Source organism: Arthrobacter sp. P1_D12 (assembly GCF_056406175.1).
The window spans coordinates 25,616-41,846 of record NZ_JBFUAR010000012.1 but is presented as its reverse complement, the minus strand read 5'-3'; the positions used below and the strand labels follow the sequence as shown (position 1 = coordinate 41,846).

Annotated in this window: 12 protein-coding genes; 6 read left to right on the top strand and 6 right to left on the bottom strand. The window is 67.5% G+C overall.

The features are described 5' to 3' along the window. Positions 1-43: 43 nt before the first annotated feature. Positions 44-1,528 (bottom strand): MFS transporter, encoded by a 1,485-nt coding sequence (locus tag AC1DZV_RS10320; RefSeq protein WP_476953648.1) that lies wholly within the window; start codon positions 1,526-1,528, stop codon positions 44-46. A 157-nt stretch (positions 1,529-1,685) separates the two neighbouring features. On the opposite strand from AC1DZV_RS10320, the gene AC1DZV_RS10315 reads away from it, so the two are divergent. Beyond that, positions 1,686-2,582, top strand: a complete 897-nt coding sequence (locus tag AC1DZV_RS10315) for a hydroxymethylpyrimidine/phosphomethylpyrimidine kinase (RefSeq protein ID WP_476953647.1) — start codon at positions 1,686-1,688, stop codon at positions 2,580-2,582. A 31-nt stretch (positions 2,583-2,613) separates the two neighbouring features. Beyond that, positions 2,614-2,976: an iron chaperone gene (locus AC1DZV_RS10310; protein ID WP_476857834.1), complete on the top strand. Its 363-nt coding sequence runs from the start codon at positions 2,614-2,616 to the stop codon at positions 2,974-2,976. Between the two features lie 91 nt (positions 2,977-3,067). On the opposite strand, the gene AC1DZV_RS10305 is transcribed toward AC1DZV_RS10310, so the two are convergent. The 3 genes from AC1DZV_RS10305 to AC1DZV_RS10295 all read right to left on the bottom strand — a co-directional run bounded on the left by AC1DZV_RS10305 (position 3,068) and on the right by AC1DZV_RS10295 (position 7,939). Continuing rightward, on the bottom strand, positions 3,068-4,324 hold the full coding sequence (locus AC1DZV_RS10305) for a serpin family protein (RefSeq protein WP_476953646.1): 1,257 nt from the start codon (positions 4,322-4,324) through the stop codon (positions 3,068-3,070). Between the two features lie 117 nt (positions 4,325-4,441). Next, positions 4,442-6,190, bottom strand: coding sequence for a pyruvate dehydrogenase (locus tag AC1DZV_RS10300; protein WP_476949900.1), 1,749 nt, complete (start codon positions 6,188-6,190; stop codon positions 4,442-4,444). A 237-nt stretch (positions 6,191-6,427) separates the two neighbouring features. Further along, positions 6,428-7,939 (bottom strand): helix-turn-helix domain-containing protein, encoded by a 1,512-nt coding sequence (locus AC1DZV_RS10295; protein ID WP_476949901.1) that lies wholly within the window; start codon positions 7,937-7,939, stop codon positions 6,428-6,430. A 143-nt stretch (positions 7,940-8,082) separates the two neighbouring features. Here AC1DZV_RS10295 and aceA point away from each other — a divergent pair, with 143 nt between their 5' ends. Together aceA and aceB are read left to right on the top strand one after the other, a co-directional pair. Next, complete coding sequence (aceA, locus tag AC1DZV_RS10290; RefSeq protein ID WP_223914494.1) at positions 8,083-9,414, top strand: isocitrate lyase; 1,332 nt, start codon at positions 8,083-8,085, stop codon at positions 9,412-9,414. Positions 9,415-9,630: 216 nt separating this feature from the next. Beyond that, complete coding sequence (gene aceB / locus AC1DZV_RS10285) at positions 9,631-11,295, top strand: malate synthase A (protein WP_476953645.1); 1,665 nt, start codon at positions 9,631-9,633, stop codon at positions 11,293-11,295. A gap of 219 nt (positions 11,296-11,514) precedes the next feature. Here the strand turns inward: aceB and AC1DZV_RS10280 are convergent, their stop codons facing one another. Both AC1DZV_RS10280 and AC1DZV_RS10275 read right to left on the bottom strand, forming a co-directional pair. Then, on the bottom strand, positions 11,515-12,660 hold the full coding sequence (locus AC1DZV_RS10280) for an MFS transporter (RefSeq protein ID WP_476953703.1): 1,146 nt from the start codon (positions 12,658-12,660) through the stop codon (positions 11,515-11,517). Between the two features lie 206 nt (positions 12,661-12,866). Continuing rightward, the gene (locus AC1DZV_RS10275) at positions 12,867-14,078 is read right to left on the bottom strand and encodes an ROK family protein (protein ID WP_476949904.1); all 1,212 of its coding nucleotides are present in this window, start codon (positions 14,076-14,078) and stop codon (positions 12,867-12,869) included. 256 nt (positions 14,079-14,334) lie between these two features. Between AC1DZV_RS10275 and AC1DZV_RS10270 the strand changes: the two genes are divergently transcribed. Together AC1DZV_RS10270 and AC1DZV_RS10265 are read left to right on the top strand one after the other, a co-directional pair. Beyond that, entirely contained in the window at positions 14,335-15,090 is a 756-nt protein-coding gene (locus AC1DZV_RS10270) for a sugar phosphate isomerase/epimerase family protein (RefSeq protein ID WP_476953644.1), read from the top strand. Further along, entirely contained in the window at positions 15,087-16,229 is a 1,143-nt protein-coding gene (locus AC1DZV_RS10265; protein WP_476949906.1) for a Gfo/Idh/MocA family protein, read from the top strand. Before AC1DZV_RS10270 ends, AC1DZV_RS10265 begins: the two co-directional genes overlap by 4 nt. The last annotated feature ends 2 nt before the right edge of the window (positions 16,230-16,231 follow it).

Below are 16,231 nucleotides of genomic sequence, written 5' to 3'. Positions count from 1 at the left end.
CCGGCGCGCTTCCGGCGAATTCGAGGACGGCCTGCGGCCTGCCCTAGCGGCGCGAGGCGTCGATGAGGTCCTTGTCCTCGTCCCTGCCGCCCTCGCCCGGACCACCAGCAGCCGCGTCCGGACCAGCAGCCGCCCCCGCAGCCGCGCCCGGACCAGTAGCCGCCGTCCCCGCAGCCGCGTCCGGACCAGCGGCCGCCCAGGCGTGGCCCTGCTCGTGGTCCAGGTGCGTGGACTTCTTGTTCTTCAGCGCGAAGATGTAGACCAGCAGGGAGATGGCGATGGCCACGGTGACGTAGGTGAAGAACAGCTCTTCCTGCCCGGTCTTCTGCAGAGCAGCGCCGATGAGCGGGACGGTGCCGCCGAAGAGAGAGTTGGCGATCGCGTAGCCCAGGCCCACCCCGAGGGCGCGGATGGACGCGGGGAAGAGCTCGGCCTTCACTAGGGCGTTGATGGAGGTGTAGCCGCCCACGATCAGCAGACCGCCCATCATCAGCAGGAACGCGGTGATCGGATCCTTGGTCCCCGCGAGCGCGGACAGGAGCGGCCAGGTGAACAGGACGCCGGTGATGCCGAACCACAGCAGCAGCGGTTTGCGGCCGACCTTGTCCGAGATGATGCCGTAAACCGGCTGGAGCAGCATGAAGATGAACAGTGCCCAGAAGTTGATGACCGACGTGTCCGTCTTGGCGATGCCGGAGGTATCGTTCATGAACTTCAGGATGAAGTTGGTGTACGTGTAGAACGCCACCGTGCCGCCAAGGGTGATTCCGATGCAGATCATGAGCGGTTTCCAGTAGCTGGTGAACAGCAGCTTCATGGTCCCGGGCTGCGCCTGGCCTCCCACGGCAGGGGCCTTTGCGGCCTCGAGCTGTTCGGCCGAGACGGTTTCCTCCATGGAGCGCCGCAGCCAGAGGACCACCAGCGCGGCCACGCCGCCCACCGCGAACGGGATGCGCCAGCCCCACTCGGTCAGCTCAGCCTTGGGCATGGCGTTCTGCAAGACCACAAGGACCAGCAGTGCCAGCATCTGTCCGCCGATCAGCGTGACGTACTGGAAGCTGGAGAAGAAGCCGCGGCGCTTGGACGTGGCAGCCTCGGACATGTACGTGGCGCTGGTGCCGTACTCACCGCCCACGGAGAAGCCCTGGATCACGCGGATGAGGACCAGCAGGATCAGGGCCCACAGGCCGATCACGTCCTGGGTGGGCAGCACCGCAATCGCGAAAGAGCCCGCGGACATCATGGTCACGCTCAGTGTCAACGCGGCTTTGCGGCCCTTGCGGTCGGCGTACCGGCCAAAGAACCAGGCACCGATCGGGCGCATCAGGAACGACGTCGAGAAGACGGCCATCGCCTCGAGACCGGCCTGGAGCTCGTCCTTGGAGTTGAAGAAGTGCGCCTGGAAGTAGGCCGCGAACACGGTGTAGACGTAGAGGTCGTACCACTCAACAAGGTTGCCGGCCGAGCCTTTGAGGATGTTGCCGACGGCTTTCCGGGTCTGGGCCGCTTCGGTCAGTTGGGTGCTCATCAATGAACCTTCCTGGATCCGGCGCCGCCTGTAAGCAACACCGTCCGCCACCCTAGTCCGCGTGATCCGGAACACTCAGGTTTTGTTCATACTGTTCATGGAACGCTTGTTCATGAGCACAATGCGCGCGGTTTTGGCGGGATGGCAGGATGGGACCATGACTTCTACCGCATTCGATTCCACCGCCCTGGCGGATGGCGCTGCTGCTTCCGATACAGCTACCGAGCCCGCCTCCTCCCCCGCCGTCGCGCTGACCATCGCAGGCTCCGAAGCGACCGGCGGCGCCGGCGCGCAGGCTGACCTGAAGACGTTCCAGGAACTCGGCGTCTTCGGGATCGCGAACCTGACCTGCATCGTGTCCTTCGACCCCAAGGACAACTGGAACCACCGCTTTGTCCCGGTGGACCAGCAGGTCATCGCGGACCAGCTGGAAGCGACGACGGCGGCCTACGGTGCCGCGTCCGGCGCACCGGCCGTGCTGGACACCGTCAAGATCGGCATGCTGGGCAGCCCGGCGACGATTTCGACCGTGGCCGCGGCGCTGGCTGCCGGGCAGTTCGCCAACGTGGTGCTGGATCCGGTGCTGATCTGCAAGGGCCAGGAGCCGGGCCACGCCCTGGACACCGACCAGGCGCTCAAGTCCCACATCCTGCCGCTGGCCACCTTCGTCACGCCCAACCATTTCGAGGCCGAGTCGCTCTCCGGGCTGGAGATCAGCGACGTCGAGTCCCTCAAGGCCGCCGCGGTCCGCATCCATGAGCTCAGCGGCGCCGCGGTGCTCGCCAAGGGCGGCGTGCGGCTCGAAGGCCCCGACGCCGTCGACGTCTACTACGACGGCGAAACCCTGGAAGTCCTGTCCGCCCCGAAGGTGGGCGAGGTGGCAGTCTCCGGCGCCGGGTGCTCATTGGCCGCGGCGGTGACGGCCGAGCTCGCCAAGGGTGCGACGCCGCTGGCCGCCGCCCGGACGGCGAAGGCGTTTGTGACCGCCGGCATCCGGAACCGTGTGGCCTCGGGCGCCCCGTTCGATGCCTTGTGGCAGGGCGGCCCGCGCTAACTCGTTGCTGGGATCGTTGGAGGGAACGGCAATGGCACAGCACTTTGAGTCCGTGGAGGAATACATCGCCTCGTTTCCTGCTGACGTGCAGGAGGCGCTGCAGGAGATCCGGCGATGCTGCCATGCGGCGGTACCCGGATCAGGGGAGAAGATCAGTTACGGCATCCCGACGATCACGCTCGGGGGCAGATACGTCGTATATTTCGCGGGCTGGGCGCACCACATCTCCGTCTACCCCGTGCCCGACGGCGACGAATCGCTGAGCACGGAACTCGCTCCCTACCGCGCAGCGAAGGGCACCCTGAAGTTCCCGTTGCGGAAGCCTGTCCCGTACGAGCTGATTGGAAAAGTGGCGGCGGCCTTGGCACAAGAGCGCCGGAGCGGGACTCCCTAAGCCGCCGATTTCGCCGGAGTCCCTCCAATTCGCCGGAAGTTTGCGGCGAACTGGAGGGCTTCCGGCGATGTGGGTCCCGGTAGGCCACCCGTCAGCGCGGGTCCGCGACCTTCCCCATGAAGACCGGGAGCCCGGTTTCGGTGTGCACGACCTGGTAGAGGAACGGCCGGTCGAAGTCGATGGTCTGGTCCGGGAGGGGCGGCACACCGGTCACGGCGCCGTTGATCTGCGTCACGGCGGCGGCCACCGTTCCCTTCTCGGCAACTGTGATGTTGGCGGCCTGGGCGGCCTGCGTGAGCGTCAGCTTCGGCTGGATGGCGTCGAAGTCTTCGGTGGTGACCAGGGTCCTGGCCAGCCCCAGCGCTTCAAATACCTTCCGCAGGTCGAAGGTGGTCTTGTGGTCCCACTTGGGCAGGGAGATCAGTGCGGAGACCTCCGGGGCCGTGTCCAGGGCCGCCGCAATTGCCGTCAGCTTGGCCGCCGTGAGGCTCTCCGGCCCAATGCCTGGACCGGGCAGCACCAGCCGCATGGCAAAACCTTCTGCGTATGGCAGCTCCACCGCCCGCCAGCCAGGGCCCTCCGCATAGGCCAGCTGCAGCGAGTTATACATGGTCGGCACGCTGATTTCCTCGCCACCTGAGGTCGTGAAAGGTCCGTCCGAGGTGTCGTTCGGGTCGAAAGGAGACTGCCACGCCGCGGCGAAGTACAGGACATTGAGGAGGCTGAACGTGTTGTCGCGATCGTACTCCGCGGGTGCTTTCTTGATCCGGCCGCCCGTGTTCCGGTCCACCCAGGCATCCAGGGCCGGCCTCGTGGCTGCCTCATCCCGGAAATCTACGGGGTACACCCCGGTGCCGTAGTGCCGGGCAAGAGTTTCCAGGTAGTTCCTCCCGGTTGGTACGTCATTGTCCACAAACAGACCGTTGGCCGCATGCATGACCGGCTTCCGGGGCGGATCCTTTTCGTCGACCGAGCCGGGATCACCTTCGTACGCCGCCAGGGACTCGAACAGGGCGTTCATGGCCTCATCCCGGTTGCCGTCCGGGAGCCCCAGCACCTGGTCCATTTCGACGGCGGTCTCCCCGGACGCCCCTGCCCGCAGCATGGCGAGCGCGATCAGCAGGCTGCCGGGGGACGACACCACGTTCCCTTCGGCCCCGTCACCGCCGTCGGCCAGCAGCGCGGCTCCCAACGTCAGGGCGGAAGCCCGGAATGCCTGAAATTCGGCAGCGTACGCGGCGCGGACCACCGGAACCCGTTCGACGCCGTCGGCCTTCACAAGCCCTGGTACCGGGGGCGCACAAGCCGTGAGCACCGCGATGGTTCCCGCCGCCACAATTTTCGCCATGCGGTGATCCTTCATGGCCACACTTTTCGCCTCGATGGGTGCGCAGTTCGCCGGAATGTCTCCAGTTCGCCGGACATGTCCGGCGAACCGGGAAGCTTCCGGCGAACTCGCCGGGCCCTAGCGCCGCGGGACGTTCCGCAGGTTGCTCCGTGCCATGCTGACGGCCTCGCCGGCGCCCCGGTTCAGGACCACTTTGGACATGGCCGTGGCGAAGCCCAGGACCTGCGCGCCCTTGATCTTCGGCGGGAGGGACAAGGCCTTGGGGTCCGTGATGAGCTCCACCAGCGACGGGCCGGGGTGGGCGAACGCTTCCCGGTACGCGGCCTCGATGCGGGCCGGATCCGTGACCCGCTCGGCGTGGAAGCCCAGGGCACGGGCAACGTCCGCGTAGTTGGCGTCCGGGACGTCGACGCCGAAGTCCGGGAGCCCGTCCACCAGCATTTCGAGTTTCACCATGCCCAGGGTGGAGTTGTTGAAGACCACCACGTTCACGGGCAGCCGGTGCGCTGCGACCGTGATGAGCTCGCCCAGCAGCATCGACAGGCCGCCGTCGCCGGAGACCGAAACCACCTGCCGGCCGGGGTAGGCCAGCTGGGCGCCGATCGCGTGCGGCAGCGCGTTGGCCATGGACCCGTGCAGGTACGAGCCGATCAGCCGGCGGGTTCCCAGCGGGTTGATGTACCGGGCGGTCCAGACATTGCACATGCCGGTGTCCGCCGTGAAAATCGCATCCCTCGCCGCCACCTGGTCCAGCAGCGAGGCCGCATATTCCGGGTGGATCGGCTGTTTCGTCCCGACGTTGCGGGTATACGCCCCCACGGCCTTGTTCATGAGCCGGTCGTGCTTCTTCAGCATCGCATCCAGGAAACGGCGGCTCTTCTTGGCCGTGACCAACGGCATGAGGGCGGCAAGGGTGGGGAGGACGTCGCCGTGCACTGCGACGTCGACGTCGGTCCGCCGCCCCAGTTTGTGCGCGGCCCGGTCCACCTGCGCCGTCCGGGTTCCGGGAAGGAACTGGTCGTACGGGAAGTCCGTGCCCAGCAGGATCAGCAGGTCCGCGTCCTCGATGCCCTCGGCCGCGGCGCCGTAACCCAGCAGCCCGGTCATGCCGATGTCATAGGCGTTGTCGTACTGCATGAAGTCTTTGCCGCGGAGGCTGTGGCCGATCGGCGCCGCGATCAGCCCGGCGAGCGCAATCACCTCGTCGTGCGCGCCCTCGACGCCGGCACCGGCAAAGATGGCCACCTTGCCGGCGGCGTTGATGGCGTCGGCCAGTTCCTGCACACTCGCGGGGTCCGGCATCAGCGTCGCCGGCCGGAAGGTCGCCGGGGCCGGCGTTTCGGCCGTCGCCTCCAGGCCGGCGATGTCACCGGGAAGGGTCACGACGGCGACGCCCCTGAGGCCGACGGCGTGCTGGATGGCGCTGTGCATGACGCGGGGCGCCTGCTCCGCGGTGCTGATCAGCTCGGAGTAGACCGAGCACTCGTTGAAGAGCCGGTCGGGGTGGGTTTCCTGGAAGAAACTGCTGCCGATCTGCTTGCTGGGGATGTGCGAGGCGATGGCCAGCACCGGCGCCCCGGAACGGTTGGCGTCGTACAGGCCGTTGATCAGGTGCAGGTTGCCGGGCCCGCAGGAGCCGGCGCACACCGCGAGCCGGCCGGTCAGCTGGGCTTCCGCCGCCGCGGCGAAGGCGGCCGCCTCCTCATGCCGGACATGGATCCAGTCGATACCGCCTTGTTGCGAGCCGCCGGTCTTGCGGACGGCGTCGACAATCGGGTTGAGACTGTCCCCCACAATCCCGTAGATCCGCTGCACGCCGGCAGCCTGGAGTTGTTCGATGAGCTGGGTGGCAAGTTCCTTGGCCATGGGCGCACGCTCCCGCGAGATGGATCGATGAGCTGACACAGGCCAATATAGTCTGCCCAGCTGTCAGCCACGCCCAAGGCGACGCTCCCTCACCTTCTGCAGCAAACTCCCGGACGCTCCCTCACCTGATGTGCGGGAGCGACGCATCGAAAGCCGCAGGAAATGAGGGAGCGACGAGCAGTAACGGGCAGGATCTGAGGGAGGGTCCAGGAGGAACCCGCAGGAACTGAGGGAGGGTCAGCTCCCGGAGTGCGCCTGCAGGAAGGAGTAGACCTCGGTCTCGTCCACGCCCGGGAAGGCGCCCGGCGGCATGGCCGCCAGCAGGTGGGAGTGGGCCCGCGCCGAGGGCCAGGCGTTCCCGGCCCACTCGGCGGTCAGCGACGCCGGCGGGCGGCGGCAGCAGCTTTCGTCCGGGCAGGTGGACTTGGACCGCTCGGTGGTGTCGCGGCCGCGGAACCACTTCACGTGCGCATACGGGACACCCACGGACAGGGAGAACTCCCCGTTCGCGGAGCGTTCCGTCCGGGCCGTGCACCAGTACGTCCCGGCCGGGGTGTCAGTGTACTGGTTGTAGGCGCTGAACTTGTCCGGGACGTCGAACACTACCCGGGACGTCCAGTTCTTGCATGAGGGCTGGCCCTCGATGGCGCCGGTGTGGTCCTGCGGGAACGTCACGCCGTCGTTCTCGTAGGCCTTGTAGATGATGCCGCTCTTGTGCGTCTTCTGGAAGTGCGTGCGGATGCCCAGGTGCTGGGTGGCCAGGTTTGTGAAGCGGTGCGCGGCGGTCTCGTAGGACACCGCGAAGGCATCCCGGATGTCCTCGACCGCGATTTCCTTGGCCTGCTTGGCCTCCTGCAGGAATGCCACGGTAGCCTGCTCGGGCAGCAGCAGCGCGGCGGCGAAGTAGTTCGTGGCCACGCGCTGCATCAGGAAATCGCCGTAGTTGTTCGGCGTCTGGTGGCCCAGGACGTAATGGCCCAGCGCCTGCAGCAGCACCGAACGGGGGTCGTGATCGCTGCGGGCGTTCTGCGTGAGATAAATTCGGCGGTTCTTAAGATCAGTCACCGAACGCGTGGAATGAGGGAGATCACCCACATGGTGGAGGCTGAATCCGAGATGCCCGGCGATGTCCGAAATGACGTGGTGGGACAGCGGACCGCTGGTGTGGCCCACCGAGGCCAGTACCTTCTGCGCCTCGGCCTCATACTCGGGGAAATAGTTGTTCCTCTCGCGCATCATCGCACGCAGTTCACCGTTCGCGCGGCGGGCCTCCTCCGGCGTCGCCACCTGCTCATTGAGCCGGCGTTCAAGCTCATGCTGCAGGCCCACCATGGACTCCAGCACATCCATCGGAAGCCGCGAACTGATGCGGATCTTGGGCAGATTCAGGGACTCATAGATGGGGCTGCGCTGGTACCGTTCCAGCTCGATCTCCAGCGCCGCACGCCGGTTGGGCGGCTCCGCGCCGAGCAGTTCGTCGATGCTCACCCCGAGTGCCGCTGCAAGCTGCTGGAGCAGACCAAGCTTGGGCTCGCGTTTGCCGTTTTCCATCAGGCTCAGCTGGCTGGGGGCCGTCCCGACGGCGGCACTCAGGTCGTCGAGCGTTAGCCCTGCCGCCTTGCGCAGATGCCGGACGCGCCGGCCCAGGCTGATGACATCCACCTCCGGCGCTGCGGGCGCGGACGACGCAAGGGCTTGGCGGTTCCAGCTGGTTGAGTGCATTTCTTGAGAATACGCGAAGAAGTGCATTTCTTTCCATAGCTTTGGTCTAGAAACCCCTTGGAAAGTGCAGAAAAGTAGAACTCACGGAAAGATTCACTATCCGGGAACAACCAGCCAGGCTCTGCAGAGACGCAGACTGGCCGGCCCCGGACCCCACCAAGGAGACAAAGATGACTGCAGCATTTGAGCCCACCCAGCAGACGCCCGAACAGCAGGCCGCCGCACTGGAGCTCGAGTGGGCCGCCAACCCGCGCTGGGAAGGTGTGACCCGTGACTACAAGGCCTCCGACGTCGTCCGCCTCCGCGGCCGCGTCTCCGAAGAACACACCCTCGCCCGGCGCGGCTCCGAAAAGCTGTGGAAGCAGCTCACCGAAGAGCACAAGACCGGCGGCTACACCAACGCCCTCGGCGCCCTGACCGGCAACCAGGCCGTGCAGCAGGTCAAGGCCGGCCTCCGCGCCATCTACCTCTCCGGCTGGCAGGTCGCCGCGGACGCCAACAACTCCGGCCACACCTACCCGGACCAGTCGCTCTACCCCGCCAATTCCGTTCCCACGGTGGTCCGGCGCATCAACAACGCCCTGCTCCGCGCGGACCAGATCGAGTTCTCCGAGGGCATCCAGACCGTCGAGGACTGGATGGTCCCGATCGTGGCCGACGCCGAGGCAGGCTTCGGCGGCCCGCTGAACGCCTACGAGCTCATGAAGTCCATGATCCAGGCCGGCGCCGCGGGCGTGCACTGGGAAGACCAGCTCGCCTCGGAAAAGAAGTGCGGCCACCTCGGCGGCAAGGTCCTTATCCCCACCCAGCAGCACGTCCGGACGCTGAACGCGGCCCGGCTCGCCGCCGACGTCGCCGGTACCCCGTCGGTCATCATCGCCCGCACCGACGCCGAGGCGGCCACCCTGATCACCTCCGACGTCGACGAGCGTGACCAGGAATTCATCCTCCGCGAAGGCGGCCAGCCGGTCCGCACCCCGGAGGGCTTCTACAAGGTCCGCAACGGGATCGAACCCTGCATCGCCCGCGCCAAGGCCTACGCCCCGTACTCCGACCTCATCTGGATGGAGACGGGCACCCCGGACCTGGAACTGGCCCGCAAATTCGCCGAATCCGTCAAGGCCGAGTTCCCGGACCAGATGCTCTCCTACAACTGCTCGCCGTCGTTCAACTGGCGCAAGCACCTCGATGACGCCACGATCGCGAAGTTCCAGCGCGAACTCGGCGCCATGGGCTTCACCTTCCAGTTCATCACCCTGGCCGGCTTCCACGCCCTGAACTACTCGATGTTCGACCTCGCCCACGGCTACGCCCGGGAAGGCATGAGCGCGTACGTCGAGCTGCAGGAGAAGGAATTCGCCTCCGAGTCCCGCGGCTACACCGCCACCAAGCACCAGCGCGAAGTCGGCACCGGCTACTTCGACGACATCGCCACCGCGCTCAACCCGAACGCATCCACCCTGGCCCTGGTGGGATCCACCGAAGAAGGCCAGTTCCACTAGACACCCGACGGCGGCGCTTGCCTCCGGCCTTCGGTCCGGCATTGCTCTGCCTGCTATTCCCCGTGTCCGCCCCATGACCTCGTAGAACTCGGTCGGGGGCGGGCACGGGGCCCCTTTTACGCAGGCTGCCGCAATACCGGCACCTTCGGCCTCGGGGGCACCGCACCTGTTGCACGGCCCGCCGTCGAACTTGCTTCTTCTCTAAGGAGATTTGAAATGAACAGCTTCACTGACAACTTCACTATCAACGGGATCACGTTGACCGCGCAGCCGATTTGCCGGCAGAGCGAGGTCCTCACGCCGGACGCGCTGGCGTTTGTTGCCAAGCTGCACAAGGCCACGGCAGGGCCCCGTCGGGAGCTGCTGCAGGCACGGCAGGAACGCCGCCAGCAGATCTCCAAGGGCCAGGACCCGCGGTTCCTGCGCGAGACCGAGTCCGTCCGCAACGACCCGAACTGGCGCGTCGCTCCCCCGGCTCCGGGCCTGGAGGACCGCCGCGTGGAAATCACCGGGCCGGTCGATAAGAAGATGACGATCAACGCGCTGAACTCCGGCGCCAAGGTGTGGCTCGCGGACATGGAGGACTCCTCCACGCCGTCCTGGCGCAACGTGATCCAGGGCCAGCTGAACCTCACCGACGCCCTGGAGCGCCGGATCGACTTCACCTCGCCGGAGGGGAAAGAGTACAAGCTGCGCCCGGCCGGGGAACTGCCCACAGTCGTGGTCCGCCCCCGCGGCTGGCACCTGCCGGAAAAGCACATGCTCATCAATGGCACGCCTATTGCCGGCGGGATCGTGGACTTTGGCCTGTACTTCTTCCACAACGCCCGCCGCCTGATCGCCCAGGGCAAAGGCCCGTACTTCTACCTGCCCAAGATCGAGAACCACCTCGAGGCCCGGCTGTGGAACGACATCTTCATCATGGCGCAGGACCTGCTGGGCATCCCGCAGGGCACCATCCGCGCGACCGTGCTGATCGAGACCATCACCGCGGCGTTCGAAATGGAGGAGATCCTCTACGAACTCCGGGACCACGCGGCGGGCCTGAACGCCGGCCGCTGGGACTACATCTTCTCCCTGATCAAGAACTTCCGCACCCGCGGCCCCCGCTTCGTGCTCCCGGACCGCGGCCAGGTCACCATGACCCAGCCGTTCATGCGCGCCTACACGGAACAGCTCGTCCGGGCCTGCCACAAGCGCGGCGCCATGGCGATCGGCGGCATGGCCGCGGCTGTCCCCAACCGCAAGGACCAGGATGCCAACGCGATCGCCTTCGAGAAGGTCCGCGCGGACAAGACCCGCGAGGCCGGCGACGGCTTCGACGGCTCCTGGGTGGCGCACCCGGACCTGGTGCCGGTCTGCCGCGAGGTGTTCGACGCCGTCCTCGGCGAGCGTCCGAACCAGCTCGAACGCCTCCGCGAGGACGTCACCGCGGACGACCGCGCGCTCCTGGACATCTCCACGACCACCGGAACCATCACCGAACAGGGCATCCGGAACAACATCGAAGTGGGGATCCGCTACATCGAGTCCTGGCTCCGCGGCAACGGCGCCGTAGCCATCCACAACCTGATGGAGGACGCCGCCACCGCGGAAATCTCCCGCTCGCAGTTGTGGCAGTGGATCTTCGCCCGCGCCATCACCGACCACGCCGACGTGATTACCCGGGAGTGGGTGGAGGAGATGCTGGACGAGGAATTCGCCAAGCTGGAGCGCTTCGAAGGAGACCGTTTCGCCGACGCGCGGGACATCTTCGAGGAAGTCACCCTCAGCAGCGAGTTCCCGGCCTTCCTGACGCTGCCGGCCTACGACCGCTTCCTGCATGAAGCGCGCGACGGCGCCGACGTCGCCAGCGGGGACCCCGCACTGGTTCCGGCGTAGGACTCCGCGTCCCGGGCAACCGGGTCCGCACAGATTTCCGTTGACTGGGCTGCCAGGCCCTTCGCAACAGGCACCCCGAAATCCGGGTGGCAGTCCAGCAACGGAAAATCCCCCCGTACTCGACAACGGCGTCGAGACGACAGGTAAGGCCCATGTCCCCCGCGAACATGGGCCTTATCTGTCGTCTCGATTGACATCACCCCGGCGCGCGACAGCGAATCAGTGGGGCTTCGGCACCCGCCGCAGTGACAGCGAGGTGCCCAGGATGAACGCGGCCGCCGAGCACAGGATCATCAGCAGCGGTCCGGTCCAGGCGCCGGTGGTCCCGTGGACATAGCCCAGCAGGGTCGGCGCCACTGCCCCGAAGGAGTATCCCGTCCCCTGGACGACGGCGGACATCCGGGCCGCCGAGGCCTGGTCCCGCGCCAGCCGGATAATGGCCAGGAAGATCAGCGTGATGCCGCCGCCCTGGGCCACACCGCCGAACGAACACCACAGCCACCACAGCTCCGGTGCGAGCAGCAGGCCCACGGGTACGGTGAGCCACAGCAGCCCCAGGGCGAGGCCCACCGCCGTCGTACTGGCGAACCGGGCCGCCAGCGGCACGCCCAGTCCGCCCACAATGGCTAGGATCTGGAAGAGCGAGGACCCTGCCCCGGCGGCTGCGGGCGCCATGCCGAGTTCGTCCGAGAGCAGGCTCGGCAGCCAGGCGGTCACTCCGTAGTAGGAGAACGCCTGCCCGGCGAACCCGAAGGTCAGCGCTGCCGTGATCCACCGGGACGTGAGCTTGCCGGGCCGCCGCGGGTCCGCCGCGGCGACGGCGGCCGGAATGAAGGCCCGCCGGCCAACCGCGATCACCCAGACCGCGCCGGCAGCCACCGCGAAGAGGCCACTCGCGGCAATCGCGGGCCGCCAGCCCAGCAGCTCAGCCAGCGGCGCCGACACCATCGAGGTCAGGAACGAGCCGATGTTCAGCGCCGCCGTGTACGTGCCCATCGCCGCGCCCTGCCGGGCGGGGGTGAAGTCCCGCCGGATGATCAGCGGGACCACGATGTTGCCGATCGTGATGGCGACGCCGAGGATCACGGTGCCCAGCATGACCAGGGCGCCCCCGCCGGCAGAGCGGACCACGACGCCGAAGAGCACGCCGAGCAGGGTCAGGGTGATGGCGAACTCGGGCCCCAGCTTGCGCCCGGCCAGCGAGGCCAGGGGCGCGGCCAGGGCAAAGCACAGCACCGGGATCCCGGTCAGGAATCCCAATTCCACCGGGGTGAACCCGAGATCGTCCTCCAACTGGGCGATCACCGGGGCAACCGCCACCAACGGGCCGCGCATGTTCAGCGCGATGAGCCCGATCGCGAGCATGAGGAGCCAGCCGCGCGGCGCCCGGGCCACCCCACTCACGGGGTGGGCCGTCGCCGGGCGGGCAGGCTGAAATATGATTTCATCAGTCCCATTGCTATCACGGGCGCCTGCCGCGGCCGCGGAATGTGACGCTTCCCGGGACACCCCGGCCGGGCGCGCCGCTTCCCGGGACACCCCGGCCGGGCGCGCCGCTTCCCAGGACATCCCTAGCCCGTGGCCTGTAGGGTCGCCTCAATGACCGCGGGTGAGAGCACGTGCTGCGTGACCATCTGGCTGGCGCCGAGGATCGCGGCCTGGTCGCCGGCCCGGGACACGCCGATCCGCAGGTGCGTCGTGGCCAGCGGCAGCGAGCGCCGGTAGACCACCTCGCGGACCCCGGCCATCAGATGTTCCCCGGCCTGGCCGAGGCTTCCGCCGATCACAATCACCGAGGGGTTCAGCAGGTTCACGACCGTGGAGAGGACGTCGCCGAGATCCCTGCCGGCCTGCCGCAGCGCCTGGATGGCCTGCAGGTTCCCCTCGGCGACCAGGCGTAGCACATCGCCGCCGTCGTGCGCCGGCAGGCCCTGCCGCGTCAGCGCCTTGGCGACAGCGGGCCCGGACGCCAGGGCTTCGAGGCACCCGTAGTTCCCGCAACGGCACAGCACGTCATCGCCACGCGGAACCCGGACGTGTCCGAGGTCGCCGGCCGTCCCGTTGGCTCCGCGCTGGAGCTGGCCGCTGCTGATGATGCCCGCCCCGATGCCTGTGGCCACCTTGATGAACAGGAAGTTTTCGTCGTCAGGCCAGTGCGCCGTGCGCTCCCCCAGCGCCATGATGTTCACGTCGTTGTCCACCAGGACCGGCACCGGAAGGGACCGCTGGACATGGCGGACGACGTCGAACCCGTCCCAGCCGGGCATGATCGGCGGCTTCACAGGCATGCCGGTGGCGTGTTCCACGGGCCCCGGGAGCCCGATCCCGGCGCCGGCCAGATCCGCGGCGCCCCGGCCGGCCTCGCCGAGCAGCCGCAGCCCTTCATCGATCACACGGTCCAGGACAACAACCGGGCCGTCGGCGACATCCTGCGCCAGCCGGCGCTCCGCGAGCACCTGCCCGCTGAGGTCCGTGACGGCGATGATCACGTGCGTGGCCCCGACATCCACCGCCAGCACTACGCGGGCGGCCGGGTTGAAGGCAAAGCGCGACGGCGGGCGGCCGCCGCTGGAGCTCGCCTCCCCGGCGGGGCCGACGAGCCCGGAGATCATCAGCGCGTCGATGCGGGAAGCGACAGTGGACCGGGCGAGCCCTGTGGTCAGGGCCAGCTCGGCGCGGGTCCGGGCCTTGCCGTCGCGCAGGAGCTGGAAGAGGTCTCCGGCGCGGGACAGGCTGACGCCGGCCTCGGGGGTTGCGGGCTCGGTGCCGGTGGGCGTACTCATGAGTAAGTGATAGCACGAAGATCTTCTGCATGTCACGCTTCACAAAGATTGACACGTAGTTTCCAACTTTTGCTTGACGCCCGGCAAAAGTCTCCCTAGTTTAGAGCCATCGTGTTCCTCCGCTCCAGACAAATCACCTCGCTGCCCCTGGGCGTTGCAGTCCTACTTCGCACAGAATCAAACGGAATGGACGCCCCTTCCCGCCGTCAGGGCTGCCCCTCACACCTTCGAAGCCGAACTCGTGCAAAGGAATCCCGTGTCCTACTCAATCCAGCTCTACACCCTCCGCAACGCCCTCCAGGAAGACCTGCCCGGCACCATCAAAAAGGTCGCCCAGCGCGGTTTCACCCAGGTTGAGCCCTACAACTTCGTCGCCACGGCCGCCGAGCTCGGCGCGGCCCTGAAGGAGAACGGCCTGACCGCGCCGTCCGGCCACGCCCCGCTGCTGAGCCAGGACCAGGACGAAATCTTCGCCGCGGCCAAGGAACTCGGCATCACCACGGTGATCGATCCCTACCTCCCGGCCGAGCACTGGCAGTCCGCCGAGGACATCCAGGCCACCGCAGCGAAGCTCAACGCCGCCGCCAAGAAGGGCGCCGGGTACGGCATCCGCGTCGGCTACCACAACCACGCCTGGGAGCTGGAGTCCAGCATCGAGGGCCAGACCGCACTGGAGTACTTCGAGGGACTCCTGGACCCGGAACTCGTCCTGGAAGTGGACACCTACTGGGCAGCCGTCGGCGGCCAGGACCCCGTCGCGCTTCTGCAGCGCCTCGGCGACCGGGTGAAGTTCATCCACATCAAGGACGGCCCCGTCTCCACGGACACCAAGGCGCAGCAGCCGGCCGGGCAGGGCAAGATCGCCGTGTGGGACGTCATCGCCGCGGCGGAGTCCCTGGAAGTCGGCGTCGTGGAATTTGACGACTACTCCGGCGACATCTTCGACGGCATCGCCCAGAGCCTGGGCTACCTGCAAAGCGGTTCCGCCGGCGCGCAGGGCGTGAACGCATGAGCGCCGCAGCGAACCGTGTAGCAGCGAACCGTGCCACCGGCCGCGGCCCGGTGGGCGTCGCCGTCATCGGCGCCGGCAACATCAGCAAGCAGTACCTGGACAACCTGACCGTCTTCCCCGACCTTAAGGTCCACGTGATCGCCGATCTCTTCGAAGAGGCGGCCGAGGCGCGGGCCAAGGAATACGGCATCCCGGAGTGGGGCGGGGTGGACGCCGCCCTGGACCACCCCGACGTCGAAATCATCGTCAACCTGACCATCCCGGCCGCGCACGTGGAAGTGGCCACGGCAGCCGTCAATGCCGGCAAACACGTCTGGACGGAAAAGCCGTTCTCGCTGGACCGCGACTCCGGCCTGGGCCTGCTGAAATTGGCCGACGCCGCGGGGCTGCGGCTGGGCTGCGCCCCGGACACGTTCCTGGGCGCCGGGCTGCAGACTGCCCGGCGGCTGATCGAACGCGGCGACATCGGCACCCCGCTGACGGCCATGACCACGTTCCAGACGCCCGGGCCGGAATCGTGGCACCCCAACCCCGCGTTCCTCTTCCAGCACGGCGCCGGGCCGCTGTTCGACATGGGCCCGTACTACCTCACGGCCCTGGTGCAGACGTTCGGCTCCGTGCGCCGCGTGGCCGCGACCGGTTCCAAGGCCAAGGAGGTCCGGGTCATCGGTTCCGGGCCCAAGGCCGGTGAGGAATTCACGGTCGAGGTCCCCACCCACGTCTCCGCCATGGCCCAGTTCGAGTCCGGCGCGTCCTCCCACAGCGTGTTCAGCTTCGAGTCCCCGCGGCTGCGGATGGGCTTCGTGGAGATCACCGGGACCGAGGCCACCATCTCGATGCCCGATCCAAACTACTTCGACGGCGACATCAGGCTTTGGCGCGCCGGCGACGAGGAATGGACCGTTATTCCGGCCACCGGCCCCAGCCAGGGCCGCGGCATGGGCGTGCTGGACATGGCCCGCTCCATCCGCGCCGGCGTCCCGCACCGCGCCACCGGCAATCTCGCCTACCACGTCCTGGACACCATGGTCTCGATCTCCGAGTCGGTCGATTCCGGCACGTTCATCGATGTGGAAAGCTCCGCCCCCACCTCCGCAGCCCTCCCCGAGGACTGGGACCCCACCGCTTCCACACTCTAGGG

What these genes read in the sequence shown, in the direction of transcription:
- AC1DZV_RS10320 (WP_476953648.1), bottom strand. Translation starts at nt 1,528, where the DNA reads ATGAGCACCCAACTGACCGAAGCGGCCCAGACCCGGAAAGCCGTCGGC.
- AC1DZV_RS10315 (WP_476953647.1), top strand. Translation starts at nt 1,686, where the DNA reads ATGACTTCTACCGCATTCGATTCCACCGCCCTGGCGGATGGCGCTGCT.
- AC1DZV_RS10310 (WP_476857834.1), top strand. Translation starts at nt 2,614, where the DNA reads ATGGCACAGCACTTTGAGTCCGTGGAGGAATACATCGCCTCGTTTCCT.
- AC1DZV_RS10305 (WP_476953646.1), bottom strand. Translation starts at nt 4,324, where the DNA reads ATGGCGAAAATTGTGGCGGCGGGAACCATCGCGGTGCTCACGGCTTGT.
- AC1DZV_RS10300 (WP_476949900.1), bottom strand. Translation starts at nt 6,190, where the DNA reads ATGGCCAAGGAACTTGCCACCCAGCTCATCGAACAACTCCAGGCTGCC.
- AC1DZV_RS10295 (WP_476949901.1), bottom strand. Translation starts at nt 7,939, where the DNA reads ATGCACTTCTTCGCGTATTCTCAAGAAATGCACTCAACCAGCTGGAAC.
- aceA (WP_223914494.1), top strand. Translation starts at nt 8,083, where the DNA reads ATGACTGCAGCATTTGAGCCCACCCAGCAGACGCCCGAACAGCAGGCC.
- aceB (WP_476953645.1), top strand. Translation starts at nt 9,631, where the DNA reads ATGAACAGCTTCACTGACAACTTCACTATCAACGGGATCACGTTGACC.
- AC1DZV_RS10280 (WP_476953703.1), bottom strand. Translation starts at nt 12,660, where the DNA reads ATGCTCGCGATCGGGCTCATCGCGCTGAACATGCGCGGCCCGTTGGTG.
- AC1DZV_RS10275 (WP_476949904.1), bottom strand. Translation starts at nt 14,078, where the DNA reads ATGAGTACGCCCACCGGCACCGAGCCCGCAACCCCCGAGGCCGGCGTC.
- AC1DZV_RS10265 (WP_476949906.1), top strand. Translation starts at nt 15,087, where the DNA reads ATGAGCGCCGCAGCGAACCGTGTAGCAGCGAACCGTGCCACCGGCCGC.